This is a genomic window from Pseudomonas sp. SDT291_1_S447 (assembly GCF_054070155.1).
On sequence record NZ_JBSVXS010000022.1, the window covers coordinates 17,474 to 39,563 of the forward strand.

General features: G+C 58.9%; 22 protein-coding genes. 14 read left to right on the plus strand and 8 right to left on the minus strand.

The features are described from left to right. The first annotated feature begins 23 nt into the window (after positions 1–23). From ACW9IR_RS10330 to ACW9IR_RS10340, 3 genes are read left to right on the plus strand one after another with little or no spacing between them, the layout of a single operon-like run. On the plus strand, positions 24–1,832 hold the full coding sequence (locus tag ACW9IR_RS10330; protein WP_457463048.1) for a sensor histidine kinase: 1,809 nt from the start codon (positions 24–26) through the stop codon (positions 1,830–1,832). After that, positions 1,829–3,211: a sigma-54-dependent transcriptional regulator gene (locus tag ACW9IR_RS10335; protein WP_102899577.1), complete on the plus strand. Its 1,383-nt coding sequence runs from the start codon at positions 1,829–1,831 to the stop codon at positions 3,209–3,211. Before ACW9IR_RS10330 ends, ACW9IR_RS10335 begins: the two co-directional genes overlap by 4 nt. Continuing rightward, the gene (locus tag ACW9IR_RS10340) at positions 3,208–3,663 is read left to right on the plus strand and encodes a YiiD C-terminal domain-containing protein (protein ID WP_102899578.1); all 456 of its coding nucleotides are present in this window, start codon (positions 3,208–3,210) and stop codon (positions 3,661–3,663) included. Before ACW9IR_RS10335 ends, ACW9IR_RS10340 begins: the two co-directional genes overlap by 4 nt. Positions 3,664–3,868: 205 nt before the next feature. Here the strand turns inward: ACW9IR_RS10340 and cysQ are convergent, their stop codons facing one another. Both cysQ and nudE read right to left on the minus strand, forming a co-directional pair. Beyond that, positions 3,869–4,696 carry a 3'(2'),5'-bisphosphate nucleotidase CysQ gene (cysQ, locus tag ACW9IR_RS10345; RefSeq protein WP_110720670.1) on the minus strand — a complete coding sequence of 276 codons (828 nt, stop codon included), beginning with the start codon at positions 4,694–4,696 and terminating at the stop codon, positions 3,869–3,871. Between the two features lie 11 nt (positions 4,697–4,707). After that, positions 4,708–5,274, minus strand: coding sequence for an ADP compounds hydrolase NudE (gene nudE, locus ACW9IR_RS10350; RefSeq protein ID WP_102899580.1), 567 nt, complete (start codon positions 5,272–5,274; stop codon positions 4,708–4,710). 89 nt (positions 5,275–5,363) lie between these two features. Here nudE and yrfG point away from each other — a divergent pair, with 89 nt between their 5' ends. Further along, positions 5,364–6,026, plus strand: coding sequence for a GMP/IMP nucleotidase (yrfG, locus tag ACW9IR_RS10355; RefSeq protein WP_457463051.1), 663 nt, complete (start codon positions 5,364–5,366; stop codon positions 6,024–6,026). A gap of 100 nt (positions 6,027–6,126) precedes the next feature. On the opposite strand, the gene lysM is transcribed toward yrfG, so the two are convergent. Next, a complete protein-coding gene (lysM, locus tag ACW9IR_RS10360) occupies positions 6,127–6,567 on the minus strand; it encodes a peptidoglycan-binding protein LysM (protein WP_102899582.1) in 441 nt (146 codons plus the stop codon). A 138-nt stretch (positions 6,568–6,705) separates the two neighbouring features. Between lysM and ACW9IR_RS10365 the strand changes: the two genes are divergently transcribed. The 4 genes from ACW9IR_RS10365 (at position 6,706) to ACW9IR_RS10380 (ending at position 11,680) form a co-directional block, all read left to right on the plus strand. Beyond that, a complete protein-coding gene (locus ACW9IR_RS10365) occupies positions 6,706–7,593 on the plus strand; it encodes a LysR family transcriptional regulator (RefSeq protein WP_457463054.1) in 888 nt (295 codons plus the stop codon). Positions 7,594–7,685: 92 nt separating this feature from the next. Further along, positions 7,686–8,525, plus strand: coding sequence for a formate dehydrogenase accessory sulfurtransferase FdhD (gene fdhD / locus ACW9IR_RS10370; protein ID WP_457463056.1), 840 nt, complete (start codon positions 7,686–7,688; stop codon positions 8,523–8,525). Continuing rightward, positions 8,522–10,870: an FdhF/YdeP family oxidoreductase gene (locus tag ACW9IR_RS10375; protein WP_077570248.1), complete on the plus strand. Its 2,349-nt coding sequence runs from the start codon at positions 8,522–8,524 to the stop codon at positions 10,868–10,870. The genes fdhD and ACW9IR_RS10375 overlap by 4 nt, the downstream gene beginning before the upstream one ends. Positions 10,871–11,197: 327 nt before the next feature. Beyond that, positions 11,198–11,680: a glycine zipper domain-containing protein gene (locus ACW9IR_RS10380; protein WP_007909074.1), complete on the plus strand. Its 483-nt coding sequence runs from the start codon at positions 11,198–11,200 to the stop codon at positions 11,678–11,680. Positions 11,681–11,735: 55 nt separating this feature from the next. Here the strand turns inward: ACW9IR_RS10380 and ACW9IR_RS10385 are convergent, their stop codons facing one another. The 4 genes from ACW9IR_RS10385 to ACW9IR_RS10400 all read right to left on the minus strand — a co-directional run bounded on the left by ACW9IR_RS10385 (position 11,736) and on the right by ACW9IR_RS10400 (position 16,359). Next, a complete protein-coding gene (locus ACW9IR_RS10385; protein WP_102899585.1) occupies positions 11,736–12,161 on the minus strand; it encodes an acyl-CoA thioesterase in 426 nt (141 codons plus the stop codon). A 219-nt stretch (positions 12,162–12,380) separates the two neighbouring features. After that, on the minus strand, positions 12,381–13,607 hold the full coding sequence (locus ACW9IR_RS10390) for a 3-hydroxyacyl-CoA dehydrogenase NAD-binding domain-containing protein (RefSeq protein ID WP_457463059.1): 1,227 nt from the start codon (positions 13,605–13,607) through the stop codon (positions 12,381–12,383). Between the two features lie 133 nt (positions 13,608–13,740). Further along, positions 13,741–15,675, minus strand: a complete 1,935-nt coding sequence (locus tag ACW9IR_RS10395; protein ID WP_102899587.1) for a RecQ family ATP-dependent DNA helicase — start codon at positions 15,673–15,675, stop codon at positions 13,741–13,743. Positions 15,676–15,855: 180 nt separating this feature from the next. Continuing rightward, entirely contained in the window at positions 15,856–16,359 is a 504-nt protein-coding gene (locus tag ACW9IR_RS10400; RefSeq protein ID WP_102899588.1) for a polysaccharide deacetylase, read from the minus strand. Between the two features lie 303 nt (positions 16,360–16,662). Here ACW9IR_RS10400 and ACW9IR_RS10405 point away from each other — a divergent pair, with 303 nt between their 5' ends. The 6 genes from ACW9IR_RS10405 (at position 16,663) to ACW9IR_RS10430 (ending at position 20,319) form a co-directional block, all read left to right on the plus strand. Continuing rightward, positions 16,663–16,938, plus strand: a complete 276-nt coding sequence (locus tag ACW9IR_RS10405) for a hypothetical protein (protein ID WP_102899589.1) — start codon at positions 16,663–16,665, stop codon at positions 16,936–16,938. A gap of 93 nt (positions 16,939–17,031) precedes the next feature. After that, positions 17,032–18,174, plus strand: coding sequence for a hypothetical protein (locus tag ACW9IR_RS10410; RefSeq protein WP_457463062.1), 1,143 nt, complete (start codon positions 17,032–17,034; stop codon positions 18,172–18,174). 362 nt (positions 18,175–18,536) lie between these two features. Next, entirely contained in the window at positions 18,537–18,836 is a 300-nt protein-coding gene (locus ACW9IR_RS10415; protein WP_150709103.1) for a hypothetical protein, read from the plus strand. A 156-nt stretch (positions 18,837–18,992) separates the two neighbouring features. After that, entirely contained in the window at positions 18,993–19,436 is a 444-nt protein-coding gene (locus tag ACW9IR_RS10420) for an antitoxin PaaA2 family protein (RefSeq protein WP_122605799.1), read from the plus strand. Further along, a complete protein-coding gene (locus tag ACW9IR_RS10425; protein ID WP_102899593.1) occupies positions 19,436–19,708 on the plus strand; it encodes a type II toxin-antitoxin system RelE/ParE family toxin in 273 nt (90 codons plus the stop codon). Before ACW9IR_RS10420 ends, ACW9IR_RS10425 begins: the two co-directional genes overlap by 1 nt. 131 nt (positions 19,709–19,839) lie before the next feature. After that, positions 19,840–20,319: a helix-turn-helix domain-containing protein gene (locus ACW9IR_RS10430; protein ID WP_102899594.1), complete on the plus strand. Its 480-nt coding sequence runs from the start codon at positions 19,840–19,842 to the stop codon at positions 20,317–20,319. Positions 20,320–20,384: 65 nt separating this feature from the next. Here ACW9IR_RS10430 and ACW9IR_RS10435 read toward each other — a convergent pair whose 3' ends face one another. Next, positions 20,385–21,926: a phosphoenolpyruvate carboxykinase gene (locus ACW9IR_RS10435; protein ID WP_007917942.1), complete on the minus strand. Its 1,542-nt coding sequence runs from the start codon at positions 21,924–21,926 to the stop codon at positions 20,385–20,387. Positions 21,927–22,090 lie beyond the last annotated feature (164 nt).

Genomic DNA, 22,090 nt, shown 5'->3' on the forward strand with positions numbered 1-22,090 from the left:
TGTCCCTACAGGCGCATCGGCTCATGAAACCAACCCTTCCCCCCAGACCTCGCTGGCGCAGTCTCGCCCTGCTGGCCCTGTGTCTGGCGCCGCTGTTGTGGCCGCTGGAACATCTCGCCGAGCGCTACTACCGCAGCGAACTGGCCGGCCAGAACCGCCAGACCCTCGACCTGTACGTCGCCAACCTGCTGGGCACCCTGCACCGCTATGAAGTGTTGCCGCAGATCCTCGGCGACCTGCCGGCGCTGCGCGCGGTACTCGGTGCGCCGGACGACGGCGTCACCCAAGGCAATGCCAACCGCCTGCTGAAGAACATCGCCGCGCAGACCGGTGCCGAAGTCATGTACCTGATGGACACCAGCGGTCAGACGCTGGCGGCATCGAACTGGGACAAACACGACAGTTTTGTCGGCCGCAATTTTTCGTTCCGTCCCTACTTCAGCGAAGCCATGGCCGGACGCCTCGGGCGCTTCTTCGGCCTCGGCACCACGTCGGCCAAACGCGGTTATTTCTTTGCCGCCGCCGTGCGTAACGGCGAAAAGATCATCGGCGTGCTGGTGATCAAGGTCGACCTCGACCACACCGAAAGTCTGTGGGGCAAAACCCCGGAACAACTGTTGGTGACTGACCACAACGGCGTGGTCATCCTCACCTCGCGCCCCGAATGGCGCTTTCGCTCGACCCGTAACTTGAGCGACAGTGAACGCTCGGCGATCACTGCCATCCAGCCTTACCCGACCCGCGATCCGCGCCCGCTTAACCTTAGCCCGACGGCGTGGCTGATCCAGACCCACGACATTGCCGAAACGGGCTGGAGCGTCAGCATCCTTGCCCCGCGCACGCTGATTGATCGCCCGGTGCGCACCGTGGTTGCCATCGGCGGCGCCACACTGTTGGTGCTGATGCTGTTGCTCGGTCTGATGATGCAGCGCCGTCGGCATTATCTGGAACGCATCGCGTTCGAGGCCAAGGCACGCCGCGAACTGGAAGGCCGCGTCACCGAGCGCACCAGCGACCTCGAAGGCCTCAACCGGCGTTTGAAAGAAGAAGTACTGGAGCGTGAACAGGCCCAGCAGGAACTGGTGCGCGCCCAGGACGATCTGGTCCAGGCCGGCAAGTTGTCGGCGCTGGGGACCATGTCAGCGAGCATCAGCCACGAACTCAATCAGCCGCTGGCAGCGATCCGCAGCTACGCGGAAAACGCCGAAGTGCTGCTCGATCATCAGCGCACCGACGATGCACGCGGCAACCTCAAACTGATCAGCGAACTGACCGGGCGCATGGCCTCGATCATCGCCCACCTGCGCGCCTTTGCCCGCCGCGATCGCCACGCGCCGGAAAGCGTTGCCCTGCAACCGGCGCTCGACGATGCCCTGGCACTGCTGGCCAAACGGCGCCGGAGCATGGAGGTTGAGCTGATCCGCGATCTGCCGGCCGCCACGCTGTGGGTCGAGGCTGGAGAAACGCGCCTGCGCCAGGTGCTCGGCAACCTGCTCGCCAACGCCCTCGATGCCCTCACCGAAAAAGGCCCGCCGCGCAAACTGTGGTTGAGTGCCGAATCCACCGCCGAGGGCGTCAATCTGTACATTCGCGACAACGGCCCAGGGTTCTGCATGGAAGCCCTCGGCCGCGCCAGCGAGCCCTTCTACACCACCAAGACCCGCACTCAGGGCTTGGGTTTGGGGCTGGCAATCTGTGAAACGCTGATGCGCGCCTTCGGTGGTGAACTGTCGTTTGCCAACCACAAGCAAGGTGGCGCCTTGATTACCCTGCGACTGCGCGCCGGTGCGCCCGGGGTCAGCCTGCAACCGTCCGAGGATCGAAGTGCATGACCATCGACAATCGCATTCAGGTGGTGTTGATCGACGACGATCCGCACCTGCGTCAGGCCCTCGGCCAGACCCTGGATCTGGCCGGTCTGAAAATTCTGCCGCTGTCCGAAGCCAAGGGCCTGGCGGCGCAGCTTGAGCGTGACTGGCCCGGCGTGGTGGTCAGCGACATTCGCATGCCGGGCATGGACGGACTGGAATTGCTCAGCGAATTGCACGCGCAGGATCCGGAGTTACCCGTGCTGTTGATCACTGGGCACGGCGACGTGCCACTGGCGGTGCAGGCCATGCGTGCCGGCGCTTATGACTTTCTTGAAAAACCGTTTGCCAGCGACGCGCTGCTCGACAGCGTGCGCCGCGCGCTCGCGCTGCGCCGGCTGGTGCTGGACAACCGCAGCCTGCGTCTGGCCCTGAGCGATCGCAACGAATTGAGTGCACGTCTGGTCGGCCATTCGACACCGATGCTGCGTTTGCGTGAACAGATCGGCGCGCTGGCCGCGACCAAAGCTGACGTGCTGATCCTCGGCGAAACCGGCGCTGGCAAAGAAGTGGTCGCCCGCGCCTTGCACGATTTGTCCAGCCGTCGTAACGGCCCGTTCGTGGCGATCAACGCCGGCGCGCTGGCCGAGTCGGTGGTGGAAAGCGAACTGTTCGGCCACGAACCCGGCGCGTTCACCGGTGCGCAAAAACGCCGGATCGGCAAGTTCGAATTCGCCAATGGCGGCACGCTGTTTCTCGATGAAATCGAAAGCATGAGCATGGACGTGCAGGTGAAGTTACTGCGCATGCTGCAGGAGCGCGTCGTCGAGCGCTTGGGCGGCAATCAACTGATCCCGCTGGACATCCGCGTCATCGCCGCGACCAAGGAAGACCTGCGTCAGGCCGCCGATCAAGGCCGCTTCCGCGCCGACTTGTATTACCGCCTCAACGTCGCGCCACTGCGCATCCCGCCGCTGCGCGAACGCGGCGAAGATGCGCTGGTGCTGTTCCAGCATTACGCCGATGAAGCCAGCGCCCGCCACGGCCTGCCGCCACACGAACTGCAACCGGCACAGCGCGCCTTGCTGCTGCGCCACACCTGGCCGGGCAACGTGCGTGAACTGCAGAATGCCGCCGAACGCTTTGCTCTTGGACTGGAACTGGCGCTGGATAACAGCGGCGCCGAAGGTGCCGGCGCCACCGTGGAAGTCACTGGCGGCGGGCTCAGCGAGCAGGTGGAAAATTTCGAAAAATCCTTGATCGCTGCCGAACTGGGGCGCTCCCACAGTTCAGTGCGCAGCCTCGCCGAAGCCTTGGGCATTCCGCGCAAAACCCTGCATGACAAATTGCGCAAGCATGGCCTCAACTTCGGCGACAGTAGCCATGGGGACGAGAACGAATGAGCACAGACAGTCGCTATCTGGAGTCGGTTCTACATCACGACATTCCCCTGACCCGGGACATGGGGCTGAAAGTGCTTGCCTGGCATGAACAGCAGTTGAGTCTGCATCTGCCCCTCGATCCGAACGTCAATCACAAGAGCACCATGTTCGGCGGCAGCCTTTACTGCGGCGCGGTGCTGGCCGGTTGGGGGTGGTTGCATTTGCGCTTGAAGGAAGAAGGAATCACCGACGGGCACATCGTGATTCAGGAGGGGCAGATCAGCTATCCGCTTCCGGTCACTGGAGATGCCGTGGCGATTTGCCCGGCGCCGGATTCAGCGGTATGGAAGAAGTTTCTGGCGATGTATCGGCGTTATGGGCGGGCGCGGTTGGCGCTCGATACGCGGATCGTCAATCAGGGCAGCGAAGAAGACGCCGTGACATTTACCGGGCAGTACGTTTTGCACAGCTGAAGATCAAGAGCCCCCTCACCCTAACCCTCTCCCCGAGGGAGAGGGGACTGATCGAGGTGTCTTGCGTTGTACATCGACCTGAAAAATCGCAGCGATTATGGTTCAGCAAAGCTCGACCAGGTCGGCGCTACTCTCCAACCTCCCACGGTCGGCTCCCTCTCCTGGGGGAGAGGGCTGGGGTGAGGGGGATTGCGGATCAGCCCACTTAACCCTGAGCCAACTCCAACAATCTGGAACGCCACGCCGCCTTCGCCGGCAGCGCCAAAAAGAACTCATTGAGCAGTGATTCCCGCGCCGGATAACAGAACGCTGCCCCACGCAGATCCAGTACCTCACCGCCCGCCCCTTCCAGCACACCCTGCGCCGCCGCCGTGTCCCATTGCGAAGTCGGCGCCAGTCGCGGATAGCAATCCGCCGCGCCTTCCGCCAGCAGGCAAAACTTCAATGAGCTGCCGATATTGGCCAATTGCAACTCGCCCAGACTCGCACTCAGCCCGGCCAACAAACGCTCTTGCTCGGGACTCGAATGCCGACGGCTGGCCACCACGGTAAACGCCTCTCCCGGCCCCGGCACATCACGCACCTGAATCGCAACCGGCGTGCCGCCCTTGTCGCAGCGCCACGCACCAAGCCCGGCACCTCCGACGTAATAACGACCATTGGTCGGCATCGACACTACGCCAAACACCACGCGACCGTTTTCGATCAACGCGATGTTGACGGTGAACTCTTCACTGCCGCTGATGAACTCCTTGGTGCCATCCAGCGGATCCACCAGCCACCAGCGCTGCCAGCCGGCGCGTACGCTCTGGGGAATGTTGGCGTCTTCTTCCGACAACACCGGAATGCTCGGATCCAGCGCCGTCAGCCCGGCGAGAATCAGGTGATGCGCGGCCAGATCCGCCGCCGTCACCGGCGAATCATCGGACTTGGCCGTCACTTCAACGCCGGAGCGCCAGAACGGCAAAATCGCCTCGCCGGCCTGCAATGCCAGTTCAACGACCGGCGCCATCAACGGGTGGGGAAACGTCATCGATATCTCACTCATGCTGGAAAGAACCCGCGCTCGGTCAGCAGATCCCGGGCCAAATAAAGTGCCGCCAGCGCGCGGCCTTCGGAAAACTGCGGATTGAGCGCCAGCGACGACAATTCGCGCAGGTTCACTTTGTCGACGCGCATCGGCTCGGGCTCGTCGCCTTCCAGACGCTCTTCGTACAAATCAGTGGCCAGGACCACCTGAATCTTCTGGCTCATGTAACCGGGCGACAGCGACAGCTCGGTCAGATGTTCCAGTTGTCGCGCGCCAAAACCGGCCTCTTCCTTGAGTTCGCGCTCGGCCGCTGCCAATACATCCTCGCCGGGCTCGATCAGGCCTTTGGGCAAGGACAACTCATATTCGTCAGTACCGCCGCAATACTCTTCGACCAGCACCGCGTGCTCGGCATCCAGCATCGCTACAATCATCACCGCGCCATAGCCCGCACCTTTGCCAACCAGACGCTCGTACGTGCGCTCCACGCCGTTGGAAAAACGCAGCTTGAGTTCTTCGACGCAAAACAGGCGACTGGTGGCGACGATCTCGCGGGCAAGTACGGTGGGTTTCTGGCGCATGCAAAGCTCCTTGGCGTGAACGCGCTACTATAACGCGGCTTTCCCGATTGTTTATGTCGGATATCTTTCTACCGTTTCGAGACGTTGCCATGCCTTCATTACCGTGGTCCGACATCGATACCGTTCTGCTCGACATGGACGGCACGCTGCTGGATCTGCACTTCGACAATCATTTCTGGCTGGAACACCTGCCCCAGCGTTACGCCGAACTGCACGGGGTCAGCCGGGCCATGGCCGAGATGGAATTGCAGCCGCTGTTCGAACGGCATGCCGGTCAGTTGCAGTGGTATTGCCTGGATTTCTGGAGTGCCGAGCTGAAGTTGTCGGTGCGTGAATTGAAGCTGGAAACCGCGCACCTGATTGCCTTGCGGCCGGATGCCGATACCTTTCTGGACGCGATCAAACGCGCCGGCAAACGGGTGATCATGATCACCAACGCGCACCGCGATTCACTGTCGCTGAAGCTTGAGCGGATCGAACTGGCGCCGTATTTCGAACAGCTGATCAGCTCGCATGACTACGGTTTTCCCAAGGAAAATCCGCAGTTCTGGGATGCCTTGCAGGCCGATATCGGCTTTAATCCGGCGCGTAGCCTGTTTATCGACGATACCTTGCCGATTCTGCGCAGTGCGCGGGATTTTGGTGTGGCGCATTTGTTGGCGGTGAAAGAACCGGACAGTCGCAAGGGGCCGAAGGACACGGCAGAGTTTGCGGCGGTTGAGGATTATCGGGATTTGATTGCAGGGCTTTGATCTTTGTAGGAGCTGCCGAAGGCTGCGATCTTTTGATCTGGTTTTTAAGAATCAAAGTCAAAAGATCGCAGCCTGCGGCAGCTCCTACAGGGGTTCTGTGTTACTCAGGAATACGCAGTGTCTGCCCCGGATAGATTTTGTTCACATCCTTGAGCATTGGTTTGTTGGCATCGAAAATTTTCTGATACTTGTTGGCATCCCCGTACACACGCAGAGAAATCGCGCTGAGGGTGTCACCCGACTTGACCACGACAAATTGTGCGGCAGTGACAACCGGGCCGGTCACGGTGATCTGATCATCCACGCTGCCAACCCCGGCAATATTGCCCACAGCCAACAGAATCTTCTCTTTCTCTTCCTGACTCGCGACTTCACCGGTGACGGTCACTTTGTCGCCATCCACCGTCGCCTGCACATTCGGATTGCCCAGGCCGACCTTGCTGATGTGTTCCTTCAACTGCTCACTGGCATTGGCGTTACCCGGGGTCAGCAGATCGAGCAGCTTTTCACCGGCTTCTTTTACAAAACTTAAAAGACTCATCGTGGTTCTCTCCATGGAATAAAGGGTCAGTCGTCCAAGCCTAGACCACCTCAGGCAAACCCGGTTCCAAGCCGACCAATGACCCTGCCACCGCGCAAGCGGTAGAATCGGCCACCCCTGCCAGCGCCCGGAGCGAAGATGGACATCAAGCAGCTGAAATTCCTCATCGCCCTCGACGAAACCCGCCACTTCGGCCAGGCCGCCGCGCGTTGCCACATTACCCAGCCAACCCTGTCGATGCGCCTGCGCAGCCTCGAAGAAGAACTCGACCTGCCGCTGGTCAACCGTGGCCAGCGTTTCGAAGGCTTCACCGCACCCGGCGAGCGTGTGCTGGCGTGGGCACGTTCGGTAATGGCGGCTTATGACGGTTTACACGCTGAAGCAGCGGCGTGTCGCGGCAACCTGATCGGCACGTTGCGGCTGGGCGTGGTGCCACTGTCGAGTTTCGATCCGCTGCCCTTGATGCAACGCCTGCATGCCGCACACCCGAACCTGCGTTTCGAAATGTCGGCGCTGAGTTCCGAACAGATCCTCGAACATTTGGCGAACAACCGCATAGACCTCGGCGTGTCCTATCTTGATCGTCTGGATCACGAACGCTTCGAATCACTGACCTTCAACGAAACCCGCATGGGCCTGCTCTACGACCAGCGCACCTTCACCTTTGGCGAGGCTCCGTTGAGTTGGCAGTCACTGATCGAACTGCCGCTGGGCATGCTCACCAGCGGCATGCATTTTCGCCAGTCCATCGACCACAACTTCCACAGCCGTGGCCTGACCCCGCAACCCTTGCTGCAAACCGACGCCGTGCATCAATTGTTACAAGCAGTACACGGCGGCTTTTGCTGCGCGATCATGCCGCTCGACGGTGGTCTGGAAAAACTCACCGATCACCTGCGCCTGCACCCCATCGAAAACGCCCAGACCCTCGCCCCGCTGGGCTTGATCATGCGCCGCGGCGCCCCTCGCTCAGCGTTGGCCGAGGCCTGTTTCGCGCTTTATCAACAATCGCCAATCGCCTCATGATCGACGGCCTCTATCAATAGATCGACACTAGCGATTAGACGCGACAACTTGCCGCGCCTAGTCTTAACGTTGATCAAACCGTCGGTGATGCCATGAACGCCAAGCGCCCAGCCTGCGCGGCGCCAGCAATCGAAACGCCCGCGCCTGCCGCCAGCCAGACCTACAGTTACAGCGATTTACCCCGCGAGGAATCGGCCAGCACTGCGCTGGCCGAGGAAGTCGCGTTGGCGATCGCTTACAACGGCATCAGCCAGGCGGTGATGCTGGTGACGCCGACCGACCTGGAAGACTTCATCGTCGGCTTCAGCCTCGGCAGCGGCATTATCATCGACGCCAGCGACATTTATGACCTGCAACTGACCGGCGCAGGCTCGGCGCAATACGCACAAGTGACTATCGCCAACCGCGCCTTCTGGAACCTCAAGCAGCAGCGCCGGCAAATGGCTGGCACCAGCGGTTGCGGATTGTGCGGCGTTGAAGCGGTCGAGCAAGCACTGCCCGATCTGAAGGTGTTGCCCGGTGCGCCGTTGCCACCGATTGAATGGCTCGACGGTTTGCGTCAGCGCATCAGTGCATTTCAACCCTTGGGCCAGTACTGCGGTGCGGTGCACGCGGCGGTGTTCATGAATGCCAGCGGCGAATTGCTGCTCGGCCGCGAAGACATCGGCCGGCACAACGCCCTCGACAAGCTGATCGGCGGGCTGATCCGCCAGAAGATATCCACAGAAGGCGGACTGGCGATTGTCACCAGCCGTTGCAGCCTCGAATTGATCCAGAAAGTCTTGCGTGCCGGCATCCAGACCCTGGTCAGCCTGTCCGCGCCCACCGGCCTTGCCGTGCAATGGGCCCGTCGACACAACCTCAATCTCATCCACCTGCCGCAGAAAAGTGCGCCGCGGGTGTATAGCCCCGCGATGGAGAATCAAGCGTGAGCCAACATCATCAAGCCGACCAGAAACCTGTCCCGCGCTACAAGCCATACAAAGGCGCCGCCGGCGGCTGGGGTGCCCTGATCAGTGTGGCTCAGGCCTGGTTGACCAGCGACAACGCGCTGAAAAACCTGCGCATGATGCTCAAGACCAACCAGAATGGCGGCTTCGACTGCCCGGGTTGCGCGTGGGGTGATTCGCCGGAAAGCGGCATGGTCAAGTTCTGCGAGAACGGCGCCAAAGCGGTGAACTGGGAAGCCACCAAGCGCCGCGTCGACGCCAAGTTCTTCGCCAAACACAGCGTGACCTCCTTGCTGGAGCAGAGCGATTACTGGCTGGAATATCAGGGCCGCCTGACCGAGCCGATGGTCTACGACGCCGAAACCGATCGCTACAAGCCGATCAGCTGGGACGACGCCTACACGCTGATCGCCAAGCACCTGCAAAGCCTGCCGAGCCCGGATCTGGCCGAGTTCTACACCTCGGGTCGCGCCAGCAACGAGGCGGCGTACCTGTATCAGCTGTTCGTGCGCGCTTACGGCACCAACAACTTCCCTGACTGCTCGAACATGTGCCACGAGGCCAGCGGTGTGGCGTTGGCGCAGAGTGTTGGCGTTGGTAAAGGCACCGTGACCTTCGACGACTTCGAACACGCCGACGCAATTTTCGTCTGGGGCCAGAACCCGGGCACCAACCACCCGCGCATGCTCGAACCGCTGCGTGAAGCGGTGAAGCGCGGCGCGCAAGTGGTGTGCATCAACCCGTTGAAAGAGCGTGGCCTGGAGCGTTTTCAGCACCCGCAACACCCGATCGAAATGCTCACCAACGGCGACAAGCCGACCAACACCGCGTATTTCCGCCCAGCACTCGGCGGTGACATGGCGCTGCTGCGCGGCATGGCCAAGTTCCTTCTGCAGTGGGAGCGCGACGCGCAGAAGGCTGGCGAACCTGCCGTGTTCGATCACGACTTCCTTAATGCCCACAGCGCTAACGTGCTGGAGTATCTCGGCGTGGTCGATGACACGCCGTGGGAACAGATCGTCGAGCAATCCGGCCTGACCCTGGTCGAGATCGAACAAGCCGCGCGCATGTACGCCAAAGGCAAGAACGTGATCATGTGCTGGGCGATGGGCATCACCCAGCATCGCCATTCGGTGCCGACCATCCAGGAAATCGCCAACCTGATGCTGCTGCGCGGCAACATCGGTAAACCCGGTGCTGGTCTGTGCCCGGTGCGCGGCCACAGTAACGTGCAGGGCGACCGCACGATGGGCATCAACGAGCGTCCGCCAGTAGCGTTCCTCGATTCGCTGGAACGACGCTTTCAGTTCAAGGTGCCGCGTCACAACGGCCACAACGTGGTCGAAGCGATCCATGCGATGGCCGAGGGACGCGCCAAAGTCTTTATCGGTCTGGGCGGCAACTTCGCCCAAGCCACGCCGGACAGCCCGCGTACCTTCGCCGCACTGAGCAATTGCGACCTGACCGTGCAGATCAGCACCAAACTCAACCGCAGCCATCTGGCTCACGGTAAAGACGCGCTGATCCTGCCGTGCCTCGGCCGGACCGACATCGATATCCAGACTGAGGGCCCGCAAGCGGTCACCGTGGAAGACTCGTTCAGCATGGTTCACGCCTCCAACGGTCAGTTGCAGCCGCTGTCGAACCAGATGCGCTCGGAGCCATCGATCATCGCCGGCATCGCTGCCGCCACACTGGGCAGCAAACCGGTGGACTGGAACTGGCTGGTGGCCGATTACGGGCGCATCCGCGAACTGATCGCCGACACCATTCCCAACTTCAAAGAGTTCAACGAGAAGATCAAGAACCCGGGCGGTTTCTACCTCGGTAACAGCGCTGGCGCACGCAAGTGGAACACGCCATCAGGCCGGGCCAATTTCCGCGCGAACATGCTGCCGAAAGATCTGGTACACGAACGCACCCGCGCCACCGGGCAACTGCCGGATCTGATCCTGCAATCGATGCGCTCCCACGATCAGTACAACACCACGATTTATGGTCTCGACGACCGTTATCGCGGAGTGAAGGGCCAACGTGATGTGCTGTTTGCCAACGAGGCGGACATCATTCGTCTGGGCTTCCGTCCGGGGCAGAAGGCTGACATCGTTTCGCTGTGGGACGATGGTCGCGAGCGTCGGGTGAAGGGCTTCACCTTGCTGGCGTTTGATATTCCGGCCGGGCAAGCGGCGGCTTATTACCCGGAAGTGAATCCGCTGGTGCCATTGGAGAGCACCGGGGATGGCAGCCATACGCCGACGTCTAAGTTCATTGCGATTCGGTTGGAAGCGGCGAGTGAGACCGGGTTGATCATGGCCAAATCCGCATAACGCAGTGTCAGTAGCGGCCTATTCGCGAGCAAGCTCGCTCCCACATTGGAATGCATTTCAATGTGAGAGCGAGCTTGCTCGCGAAAGCGGTGGGACATTCAATACATTTCTTCCCGCTCGCACTTTTCAACCGCCCAAAAAAAAGGCCGCTTTTTCACAAAAACGGCCTGTCCGAAGTAGCTAAAGACCGGCAAAAAACAGTTAAGTTCCGGTGAAAAAACAGTAACTTGCAAAGTTGTATACAAGTCGTGTTATTCGTCGGATTTCGATTGTCACGCTTGTCACACAGCCTCAGGATCGGCGCCGTCATCCCTTTGAGGCTCATCTATGAAGTTCTCCTCGATTCTCTTGTTGTCCCTTGGCCTGGTCAGTGGTTTTGCTTCCGCAGGCGGCACCACCGAAGCAGGTGTGGGCGGCGCATTGGGCGGGGTTCTTGGCTCGGTCGTCGGTCAGTCCTTAGGCGGCAATACAGGTTCCACTATCGGCGCAGCCTTGGGCGGCGCGGGTGGTAGTGCGGTCGGCGCCGACAAACGCAGCCGTGGCGAAGCCGCCATCGGTGGTGCGCTGGGCGCAGCCGGCGGTAACGTGGTCGGCCGCAGCATGGGCGGCACCACCGGCAGCCTGATCGGCTCCGCAGCAGGTGGCGGCGCCGGTGGCGCGCTGGGTAACTACATGGGCAACAAGAGTGATGACGACGATCGTCGTTACGACCGTCGCCATGATGATCGTCGCTACTACCGCGACGGCCACCCAGGTCGCGGCCATGCCTATGGCCACCGCAAGCATCACAAGTACTATCGCCACCGTTAAGGCGAATGCTTGAACAAAAATCGCAGCCCGAGGGCTGCGATTTTTTTTGCCTTTTTTAAACCACAAGGTATTCCAGTGCCTGCCGCAGTTCCGCAGGAATCGGCACTGGCTGATTGCTCGCCCGATCAACGAACACATGCACGAAACGCCCGGCCGCACACGCCTCGCTTTCGCCGACCTTGAACACCGCCAGCTCGTATTGCACTGAACTGTTGCCCAACTTGCCGACTCGCAGACCGATCTCGATCAGATCCGGGAAGGCGATCGAGGCGAAGTAATCGCACGCCGAACTGACCACAAACCCCACCACCTCACCGTCATGGATATCCAGACCACCGACCTGAATCAGGTAGGTGTTCACCGCCGTATCGAAGAAGCTGTAGTAGGTGACGTTGTTGACGTGACCATAGGCGTCGTTGTCGTGCCAGCGTGTGGTGATGGGCTGGAAGTGTGGGTAGTCGGTGCGTTGAGGGCTGGACATGGTTGTGCTGGTTCTCCTGCTTTTCAGTGAGGCCGCTTGCCCTCACCCTAGCCCTCTCCCAGAGGGAGAGGGGACTGACCGAGGTGTTCTCTCGGAATACACCGACCTGATCCTTCGAGTCGAACTCAAGTTTTGAAACCCACGCAGATCGGCTCCCTTTCCCCTCGCCCCCTTTGGGGGAGAGGGCTGGGGTGAGGGGGATCGATTCTGGCGGCGACATCACATTTGAGCAAACCCCTGCCCTTGCGCCGCCAACTCACCAATCAACCGCGCCGGTTTCCACTGATCACCTTGCCGCGTCTCCAGCGCCAGCAAGCGCTGATGAATAGCCGCCAGCCCTTGCTGATCCGCCCAGGCCATCGGCCCGCCCTTGTCCGCCGGGAAGCCATAGCCGTTCAGATACACCAGATCGATATCGTGCGCCGACTCGGCAATGCCCTCCTGCAAAATCTTCGCCCCCTCGTTGACCAATGCCAGCAGACAACGCTCCAGAATCTCCTCCGGACCAATCTCGCGGCGCTGGAAGCCCAGCCCTTCGCTGACCTGCAATACCAGCGCATCGACCTCAGGATCGGGCTCAGCCTGACGACTGCCCGGTTCGTAATGGTAATAACCGTTGCCGGACTTCTGCCCGAACCGGCCCATCTCGCACAAGCGGTTATCCACCTGAACCTCCGGCGCATCCTGGCCCTTGCCGGCCAACTCACGTGCACGCCACTCCAGATCGATGCCGACCACGTCGTACATGCGGAACGGCCCCATGGCAAAACCGAAACCTTGCAGCGCTGCGTCGACCTGCTGTGGATAAGCGCCTTCGAGCAACATCTTGCGCGCCTCCAGCACATACGGATGCAACATGCGATTGCCGATAAAACCGTGGCAGTTGCCCGACACCACGCTGACCTTGCCCATGCGTTTGCCCAGCGCCAGTGCTGCTTCCAGAGCGGCCGGCGAAGTCTGCGCGCCGCGCACGATCTCCAGCAGTTTCATGATGTGTGCCGGGCTGAAGAAATGCAGGCCCAACACTTGCTCCGGGCGCCTTGTCGCGGCAGCAATCGCATCGATGTCCAGCGCCGAGGTATTACTCGCCAACAGCGCCTCAGGCTTGAGCAAACCATCCAGCTCACGAAAGATCTTTTGCTTCAGCTCAAGATTTTCGTACACCGCCTCGATCACCAGATCGACATTGCGAATCGCCGCATAATCCGCCGCCGCACTGACTCGCGCCAGACGCGCATCCGCCTCGGCCTGATCAACTCGCCCCTGCCGCACGTTGTGTGCATAAGTCTCTGCCACGGTGGCTAGCGCCTGTTCAAGCATCTGTGGATTGTTATCCACCCACTGCACGCTCACCCCGGCATTGGCCAGGCACATGACAATGCCCCGGCCCATGGTGCCCGCACCGATCACGGCGGCCTGCTGAATATCGAAGGATGTCTGGCTCATGTTGTTCTCTTGTTGGCGATCCAAAGACAGACCTCAACCATAGTCAGCCAACGACGGTTTTTGAAGTTTATTACCGTGATGATCGACATTCAGCGGATGGATGCAGGCGCCCTGACTCCCACAGGATTTATGTTTAATCGAGCAAATGATCGTCAGCCCAGTTCCGGACTTCGGCATAGGGATACTCTTCCAATTCCGCAAACCCGGGAATCGCTCGCGCCTTGAGCTTGGTAAACAGCGGCACACTGATCCCGCACAGAAACCGCGTCACCCGCTCTGCTGTCGGGATGACCCCGGTGTGCTGCTCATGCCTGTGGATAAAATCGCCGCACAGCGCCACAAAGTTTTTATCCACAAGCGCGGGCAACTCCGGCGGTGCCGGCAACCGTGCAACCTGGCCATGACACACCGAGCAATGCCCACACCGCTCAGGCGCATTGCGATCCCCGAAATACTCGGCCAGGCGATAACCCAGACAACGCTCGGTGGCAAAAACTTCAAGCATCGCGTGGATGCGCGCCACTTCGGCCTGCTCATGCCGGGTGAAATAGTCATGCAGCTCAGCGCTCAGGGCATCGCTGTCAAAGTCACTATTCAGCAGGCTGTAGACCTCGGTCATCTGCTTGCTTTCCAGCTCGACCCAGCCCTTTTCCTGAAAGTAATCCAGCGCCTTCACCACTCGATTGCGTTCGGCGGAATATTGCGAATACATCGCCTCGAAATTCACCGTGGCCCAGGTGCGCGCGCGCGCCGAGGTCTGAATGATCGCTGCAACGAAATCCCTGCGCTCACCGTCGAAACGCTCAAGCAGCGCTTCCGGTTCCAGCAGGTATTTGAAACGGTATTCGGCGTAGTAGGCATAGCGCGGCGCGATCAACCCGCGCAGCTCCAGTTGCACCAGCAATGTTTTCAGCGGCAGTGAGCGAATATTGCTCTGATCCGCCAATGGCCCGAGCAGAAACTCCCACTGTCCTTCCGGCACCGAGGCCTTCAGTTCGTCGAGCACATAGCGGATGCCATCACGCTCCGGCGTATCGCCGTAGACGAAGTTTTCCAGCACGTTGAGGCTGTCGCGATTGGCCAATACCAGGCAGTCCGACGGCTGCCCGTCGCGCCCGGCGCGGCCGATTTCCTGACTATAGTTTTCGATGGATTTGGGCAAGTCGAAGTGCACGACATTGCGGATGTCGCTCTTGTCGATGCCCATACCGAAAGCGATCGTCGCAACGATGCAATTGGACTGCCCTGCCATAAAGCGCTTCTGGATCGCCTCGCGTTTGTCGTGGGCTAAACCGGCGTGATAAGCCTCGGCCTGAATGCCGTTGCGTTCAAGGTGTTCGGCGATGTGCTCAGCGGTTTTCTGCAAGGTCACGTAGACGATGCTCGGCTGCCCCGGCCGCTCACTCATCCATTCCACCAGACGCCGACGCTTGTCCTGACCGCGCACCGGTTCGACCAGCAGATTGAGATTGGGCCGGTAGAAACCGGTGGTCACCACATCGTCGGCAGCAATCGCGAATTTGGCCTGCATGTCAGCGATGACTTTCGGTGTTGCTGTAGCGGTCAGCAGCAAGGTTTGCGGGATGTTGAACTGGCGCTGATAGTCCGGCAGCTTGAGGTAATCGGGGCGGAAATTGTGGCCCCATTCCGAGATGCAATGCGCCTCGTCCACCACCAGCAACGAGATCGGTACCTGCTGCAAAAAGTTGCGAAAGCGCTCGTTCTTCAAGCGCTCCACCGAGATCATCAGAATCTTCAACTCGCCCGAACGGGCGCGGGCCATCACGTCATTGGCATCATCGCGACTCTGCGCCGAATCGATGCTGCCTGCGGATATGCCATGACGCTGCAAGAAGGCCAGTTGATCCTGCATCAGCGCCAGTAACGGCGAGACCACCAACGTCAGGTGCGGCAGCATCAGCGCCGGCAATTGATAACAAATCGACTTGCCGGAACCGGTGGGAAAAATCGCCGCCGCCGAACGCCCGGCCAGCACCGCGCTGATCGCCGTCTCTTGTCCGGGTCGAAACTGTGGAAAACCAAAAACCTGTTCCAGGGTGTTGTGCATTCGCTGTCACTCCATTGACTGCTGCCATGCCAACAGCCTAGCGGGCGATCGCAGCGAGTCGAGAAAAGGTCGGGGCCAAATCGATTCGGAATGATACAGCGATTACTTGAACACCACGGTCCCTGTGGGAGCGAGCCTGCTCGCGAAGAGGCCACTCAGAACAATACAAAATCCTGAAGTTCAGGGGCGCAACACCGCCACCCGCAACTGCTCATTCAGCATCTGCTCATGCACGCCCTGACTCTTGCTCGCCCACAACGCATGGGCCGGGCTGATATCGCCGGTGAATGCCGCCGCCAACTGACGCAGATCAGCGACGCTGCGCACACGCGGGCAGAACGGTTGCTCATCACAGCTCTGACTGGCGTTGCGATAGGTGCGCAGCAATCCCTCCCAGAGGCCATCGCGCACGTGGCGAATCGACTTCAGTTGCACGTGCGGCACACCGAGTCGCTGCTCAAGCCCTTCTTCATCCAGTGTTTCACTGGCCAACAGGGCTTTGGCGAACATCAACACCTCACCGCGCGACGCCGTGTCCATGCTCGCCTGGCTGATGAGTGCCTCCGGCCAATCCGTGCGATCGAGACGATCCAGCACCCATGCATTGCCAACGTCCGAGCCCATGGTCAAACGGCAAGTGCTCAGCCCGAGCAATAAAATCGCGGCCATTCGTAGCCAGTGCATACCTAATTCCCTTTAAGCGCGTGTCAGACGTTTGGAAACGCCCTACAGATTCTGGCGCGCACGATACAGCGGTTTACCGCGAATCGCCTGACAAACAAGTAGGAATTATTACGCCTAAGGGTTTTGGCCTGAAAAAGCTGCGAAAACACGTAGGGCATTTCCTCAAACCACGGAAAAACCCCTACGAATACTGTCCATTGCGGCTGTCTTGTCCCACAGAGAAACGCCCTTCTATAGTGGCCGGCGCGGCTGCAAACACTCTGCCGGCCCGCCCCAGCGCCTTCGAACAGGACACGCCTCACCATGATCAACCGCTATCGCCCACTCAAGACTTGCTACAGCGAAAACCCGGTGCTGCTTATCGACAGCCACTCCAGCCAGACTGACTTGATCAATGCCGCCGATCAGCGTTTACGCGCGGCCGGTGATTTGCTGGAAACGCTCTACTGCCTATGTTTCAAACAGGCTGACGTGAAAGATATTCCCAACATCGTCAATGCACTTTATTTGCTGGTACAGGATGGTTGCAACTTGCTTGAAGTCGCCAAACAACAACCATCACAAACAACACACAACTAACTCTTCTACAAATACGGAAACACCAACACTCTTTATTTATACATGCAACTCGCACTAACTTGTTCGCTCTTACAAATAAACGAGAGCAACACCATGACAGTTTTAACTATATTTTTTTGCGGCACGGGTTCCAACAAGTTCGATACCACCCATGAAAACTTCTGGGACGGCGAACTGGTTTCCACACTGGCTGCCAACCATACCGGCCGCGAGTTCGCCGAATGGATCGTCGTCGACGGACCCGGCAGCGGCAACCTGCAAGCTGACGACCTGTTCACCAAGACCAAGGAATACGGCCTTACCGGCACACTGTTCGGCAAGGGCTGGGAGGAAAACGTGCAGCATGCGCTCAACGTTATCAAGGGCAAATGCGACTGGCAGCGCGTACAACTCACCGAGGCCGAATACAACCGCCTCAAAGCCGCCGGTATTCCTATTGACGATGTCAAAGTCGAAGGCTCGTGGATGTGGCGAAAGTACAACTACGGCGACCGCAGCATTACTCAACAGAAGTTACAGGAAGGGATCATCAGAACGTTCCGCAAAGATGGCATTATTCCCACCCGCGTCAATCTGGTGGGTTGGAGCCGAGGCGGCATAAGTTGCCACATGCTGGCCAATGCGATGTTAAATGATCCTCAACTTAACAATATCCCGGTTAATATATTCGCCCTTGATCCAGTCCCGGGAATCGGCAACTTCCAGGATCAACGCGTCAAACTCGGCGCCAACGTCAAAGAATATGTCGCTTTCTATGCCCGCGATGAACGCTCCAAGGGTTTCAGTTGCGTGATCCCGCAGACCGCCACCGGCACCAAAACCAGCGTCTACCCCATGGCCGGCCGCCACGCGACCATGGCGGGCAACGCCACAGCTGACGGTGGCGTCCCTGCCAGCGCAAGCGACCTGAAAACCCTGGTGGAACCTGGCCGCGTGGTCCGTCACTACGCCGAAACGTGCCTCAAGCGCTGGGGCGTACAACTGAACAAAACCCTCAACCTGACCCAGACCGACCTGCAAAACCTCACCAACGGCATCGTCCGCGATGAAGCCCGGTACAAACGGATGCACAATATTTCCTACACCTACTTCACCGAACTGGATAAAGGCGAACGCTACGTGTCTCTGGGCAGCAAAGGCGTACCGTTTTCGGCGGTGAAAGGCCCGATCTACGCGCCTGCGACGGGGCTGACGACGAGTGTGCTGGATGTGGCGGCGTATCGGGTTATTGGTTGAAGGCCGTGGGCGCGTGAACGGACGAAAAAACCTACAGCAATGGCCTATCCGCTATTCGTCCCATTCCTACAAACCCAGACTCCCTTGCCGCCTATCGCGGCTTGGTAAGCCAAATCTATAGTCGTGCCTGTCGCTGCCAAATCAGCGGCTCGGGCTTGGTCACCCGATTGGATCGTGTATACGCACGCGCTGTATGCTGCCGGCACTCACTTGCCTGCGGTTTATGGTGACTGTGTTTGGGACACCTTCGGGTGTGCCGGGTATGTGCGCGATCCTCACCGGTTGACCAACCCGAACACAGTTGCCTCCTGTCGCTTGGTCACGATGCGGTGGCTTCTTTCGAAGCAATTGAGGATTAAAAAATGACAACTTGGAATCAATTCACCACCGATCGCTACCGCGCCCTCGAATCCAACCTCACCGACACCAAGCCCCTGATCATCGACACAACGGCCAATCCACAAGACATCCTCGAATGCGCCGTCCAGCGCCTGCGCGCTTCAAGCGACCTGCTAAAAACCCTCTACTGCCTCAGCTTCAAACAAGCCGACGTCGAAGACATCCCCCACATCACCCACGCCCTCTATCTGCTGACGCAGGATGGCTGTGACCTGCTGCAGGTCGCGCAGCAGCGAATGCTCAATTGGAAGGATCCAGCCTGAAAACAATCTCAGGCAGGTATGTTTCCGACAAGAATCGCCTGCCTCACCAACAAACATAATTTTGGACACTCAGTGTCTACTGCCAGGAGTTGAATTTTGCAAACTACTATTGATTGCGTACGATGGACGCCACTGTTCAGCCAAGAGTTTGCTTCCATGACCACTGAAACCATTGATCACAGCTCTCTCATTCGCCTGATTGAAAACGGCTCTGTAAGAAGCACAAGTATCGTCGCCAAGTCTGGTGGCTGGGCGATCCAAATTCAGCGTGGCAATGAAGAATATCTGCTAACAGCGCAACGGAGTGGCCAGGTGCGCCTGTTCAAAAGGCTTGAAACACTGGTGACCTATTTGAGAGGACTGGGTATCAACCAGTTCGATGTTGACGCTTCCAGCTATGACCCATCGCAAATGAAAACATACGCTCGTCCTGATCGCGCCGAAGCAATGAAACAAGCGCATGAGGCAGCCGCATATGATGAATGGTTCAAACGACAGGTACAGATCAGTATTGACGATCCAAGACCTAGTATTAGCGATGAAGAAACCCGCCGAATATTTGCCGCCAAGCGTGATGCCCTGCGTAAACGAGTGCGCTAATGAAGTTGATTTGGCGTCCGGAGACGCATATTGACCGAGAGCGGATTATGGACCGTATTAGTCAGGACAACCCTGAAGCAGCGGCTGACCTCGATGAGATATTTGAAGCAAAAGGGGAGCTCGCCCGACAGCGTCCAACGCTGTACAAAAAGGGCAGAGTTGAAGGAACACGGGAAATCGTCGCAACCCCCAGTTACGTCATCGTTTACACGATCAAAAACGAATGTGTGGAAGTATTGAGAGTGATGCATGCCAGGCAACAATGGCCGTGATCACGTCAGACAGTTGAGTGATGGGGCGCTCAGAAGGTTGAATGACCCAAGGGTAAACGTAACTCCTTGCCCCCCGGTCAACTGTAATTATTCCGTTGTTATCACCCCAAAAGTGAAGGAATTTTAGCTTTATGGCCAGGAGAACCTCGCCGCTACTTCCGAAGGTTGCACGACTCTTGAACGATCTTGGTGAGCGCCTGAAACTGGCGCGTCTTAGACGCAGACTCACTGCAAAACTAGTCGCTGAAAGGGCTGGAATGTCAGTCATGACATTACGCTCACTGGAAGCAGGTAGTGCAGGCGTCACAATGGGAGCGTACTTGTCAGTGATGCACGTACTAGGTCTCGAGCAAGATCTGAATCTTCTGGGTTCCACGGATGAACTCGGTTACCGACTGCAGGACTCAAGGCTTCTTTTTTCTAAGACTTCACTCGGCAAAAAATCAGCGAGTGAACCGAGTCTCGATATTCCAAAACCAAGAAAACTACCGACTTCACACACGAGCGTTATCGAAGCCGCATATGTGAGTGAAGACAAACTCAAGAACTTCCCAATGAATACTCACTCGCTGTCTGAATTGCTGACGCGAAAGCCCTCGCAGGGCACATAGCAAGAAAAACGCCCACAAAAAAGCCGCCCCTAAAGGGCGGCTTTTTCATTCACAACAAACCAATCTTACAACTTCGGCCCTGCAGCCTTGATCGCGTCGCTCACTTCGAACTTCTTGAAGTTCTCGATGAACAGACCGGCCAGTGCTTTCGCAGCCTCGTCGTACGCAGCCTTGTCAGCCCAGGTGTTGCGTGGGTTGAGCAGGTTGGTTTCAACGCCCGGTACGGCCAGTGGCACGTCGAGGTTGATGGTGTCGAGGTGTTCGGTGGCTGCACCGATCAGTGCGCCGCTCTGGATCGCTGCGATCACTGCGCGGGTGGTCGGGATGTTGAAGCGTTTGCCGACGCCGTAGCCGCCGCCGGTCCAACCGGTGTTGACCAGGTAGACCTTGGAGCCGAAGCCGCGGATGCGCTTGATCAGCAGCTCGGCGTATTCGCCAGCCGGGCGCGGGAAGAACGGTGCGCCGAAGCAGGTGGAGAAGGTCGACTTGATGCCGCTGCCCGAACCCATTTCAGTCGAGCCCACCAGAGCGGTGTAGCCGGACAGGAAGTGGTAGGCCGCTTGTTCTTCGTTGAGGATCGACACTGGCGGCAGTACGCCGGTCAGGTCGCAGGTCAGGAAGATCACCGCGTTTGGCTCGCCACCGAGGTTGTGCTCGGAACGCTTGGCAACGTGTTCCAGCGGGTACGCGGCGCGGCTGTTCTGGGTCAGGCTGACATCGGCGTAGTCGGCGTGCTTGGCATCGTCGATCACGACGTTTTCCAGTACAGCACCGTGCTTGATGGCTTTCCAGATAACCGGCTCGTTCTTCTCGGAGAGGTCGATGCACTTGGCATAGCAACCGCCTTCGATGTTGAACACCACGCCTTCGCCCCAGCCGTGTTCGTCATCACCGATCAGGTAACGGCTTTCGTCGGCCGACAGGGTGGTTTTACCGGTGCCCGACAGACCGAAGAACAGGGTCACGTCGCCTTCTTCGCCGATGTTGGCAGCGCAGTGCATTGGCAGCACGTCAGCGGCCGGCAGCAGGAAGTTCTGCACGGAGAACATGGCTTTCTTCATCTCACCGGCGTAACGCATGCCGGCGATCAACACTTTTTTCTGTGCGAAGTTGAGGATCACGCAACCGTCGGAGTTGGTGCCGTCACGCTCAGGCACGCACTCGAAGTTGGCCACGTTGAGCACTTGCCACTCTTCACGACCGGCCGGGTTGTACTGGGCCGGGTTGATGAACAGGCAACGACCGAACAGATTCTGCCAGGCAGTCTGGGTGGTCATTTTCACGGCCAGGTAGTGATCTTCCGCCGCGCCTACATGCACGTGGGACACAAAGTGCTCTTGCGCGTTATTGAACGCCTCAACGCGAGCCCACAGCGCATCGAACTTGTCGGCCGGGAACTTGCGGTTGATCGGGCCCCAGGCAATAGCGGCCTGGGTGGAAGGCTCTTCAACGATGAAACGGTCAACAGGCGAACGACCGGTGCGGTGACCAGTGCGAACAACCAGAGCGCCGGTATCGGCAAGCTCGCCCTCACCGCGGTTCAGGGCTTCTTTTACCAGATCATCAACACTCAGATCGGTGTACACGGCGTTATTGGCTTGCGTCATGAGGTTCCCCGTCGGCCAGTGGCCGAGTGTGCTCCAAACGTTTTGTAGTAGAAAGTCGTGCACTACTACCGCGAAAAAAGTGGGCCGGATTATGCCAGAAAAGCCCAAAAAGAGTAGGGTCCTCCCGTCGTAACGGCGAAATTCCGTCGTTACGCAGTGAATTT

Excerpts from the sequence above, each read along its gene's own strand:
- fdhD (WP_457463056.1), top strand. The coding sequence starts at position 7,686 with ATGAACGCCAAGCGCCCAGCCTGCGCGGCGCCAGCAATCGAAACGCCC.
- ACW9IR_RS10415 (WP_150709103.1), top strand. The coding sequence starts at position 18,537 with ATGACAACTTGGAATCAATTCACCACCGATCGCTACCGCGCCCTCGAA.
- ACW9IR_RS10410 (WP_457463062.1), top strand. The coding sequence starts at position 17,032 with ATGACAGTTTTAACTATATTTTTTTGCGGCACGGGTTCCAACAAGTTC.
- ACW9IR_RS10420 (WP_122605799.1), top strand. The coding sequence starts at position 18,993 with ATGACCACTGAAACCATTGATCACAGCTCTCTCATTCGCCTGATTGAA.
- ACW9IR_RS10405 (WP_102899589.1), top strand. The coding sequence starts at position 16,663 with ATGATCAACCGCTATCGCCCACTCAAGACTTGCTACAGCGAAAACCCG.
- ACW9IR_RS10365 (WP_457463054.1), top strand. The coding sequence starts at position 6,706 with ATGGACATCAAGCAGCTGAAATTCCTCATCGCCCTCGACGAAACCCGC.
- ACW9IR_RS10425 (WP_102899593.1), top strand. The coding sequence starts at position 19,436 with ATGAAGTTGATTTGGCGTCCGGAGACGCATATTGACCGAGAGCGGATT.
- ACW9IR_RS10380 (WP_007909074.1), top strand. The coding sequence starts at position 11,198 with ATGAAGTTCTCCTCGATTCTCTTGTTGTCCCTTGGCCTGGTCAGTGGT.
- nudE (WP_102899580.1), bottom strand. The coding sequence starts at position 5,274 with ATGCGCCAGAAACCCACCGTACTTGCCCGCGAGATCGTCGCCACCAGT.
- ACW9IR_RS10395 (WP_102899587.1), bottom strand. The coding sequence starts at position 15,675 with ATGCACAACACCCTGGAACAGGTTTTTGGTTTTCCACAGTTTCGACCC.
- ACW9IR_RS10340 (WP_102899578.1), top strand. The coding sequence starts at position 3,208 with ATGAGCACAGACAGTCGCTATCTGGAGTCGGTTCTACATCACGACATT.
- ACW9IR_RS10385 (WP_102899585.1), bottom strand. The coding sequence starts at position 12,161 with ATGTCCAGCCCTCAACGCACCGACTACCCACACTTCCAGCCCATCACC.
- ACW9IR_RS10430 (WP_102899594.1), top strand. The coding sequence starts at position 19,840 with ATGGCCAGGAGAACCTCGCCGCTACTTCCGAAGGTTGCACGACTCTTG.
- yrfG (WP_457463051.1), top strand. The coding sequence starts at position 5,364 with ATGCCTTCATTACCGTGGTCCGACATCGATACCGTTCTGCTCGACATG.
- cysQ (WP_110720670.1), bottom strand. The coding sequence starts at position 4,696 with ATGACGTTTCCCCACCCGTTGATGGCGCCGGTCGTTGAACTGGCATTG.
- lysM (WP_102899582.1), bottom strand. The coding sequence starts at position 6,567 with ATGAGTCTTTTAAGTTTTGTAAAAGAAGCCGGTGAAAAGCTGCTCGAT.
- ACW9IR_RS10400 (WP_102899588.1), bottom strand. The coding sequence starts at position 16,359 with ATGCACTGGCTACGAATGGCCGCGATTTTATTGCTCGGGCTGAGCACT.
- ACW9IR_RS10335 (WP_102899577.1), top strand. The coding sequence starts at position 1,829 with ATGACCATCGACAATCGCATTCAGGTGGTGTTGATCGACGACGATCCG.
- ACW9IR_RS10435 (WP_007917942.1), bottom strand. The coding sequence starts at position 21,926 with ATGACGCAAGCCAATAACGCCGTGTACACCGATCTGAGTGTTGATGAT.
- ACW9IR_RS10330 (WP_457463048.1), top strand. The coding sequence starts at position 24 with ATGAAACCAACCCTTCCCCCCAGACCTCGCTGGCGCAGTCTCGCCCTG.
- ACW9IR_RS10390 (WP_457463059.1), bottom strand. The coding sequence starts at position 13,607 with ATGAGCCAGACATCCTTCGATATTCAGCAGGCCGCCGTGATCGGTGCG.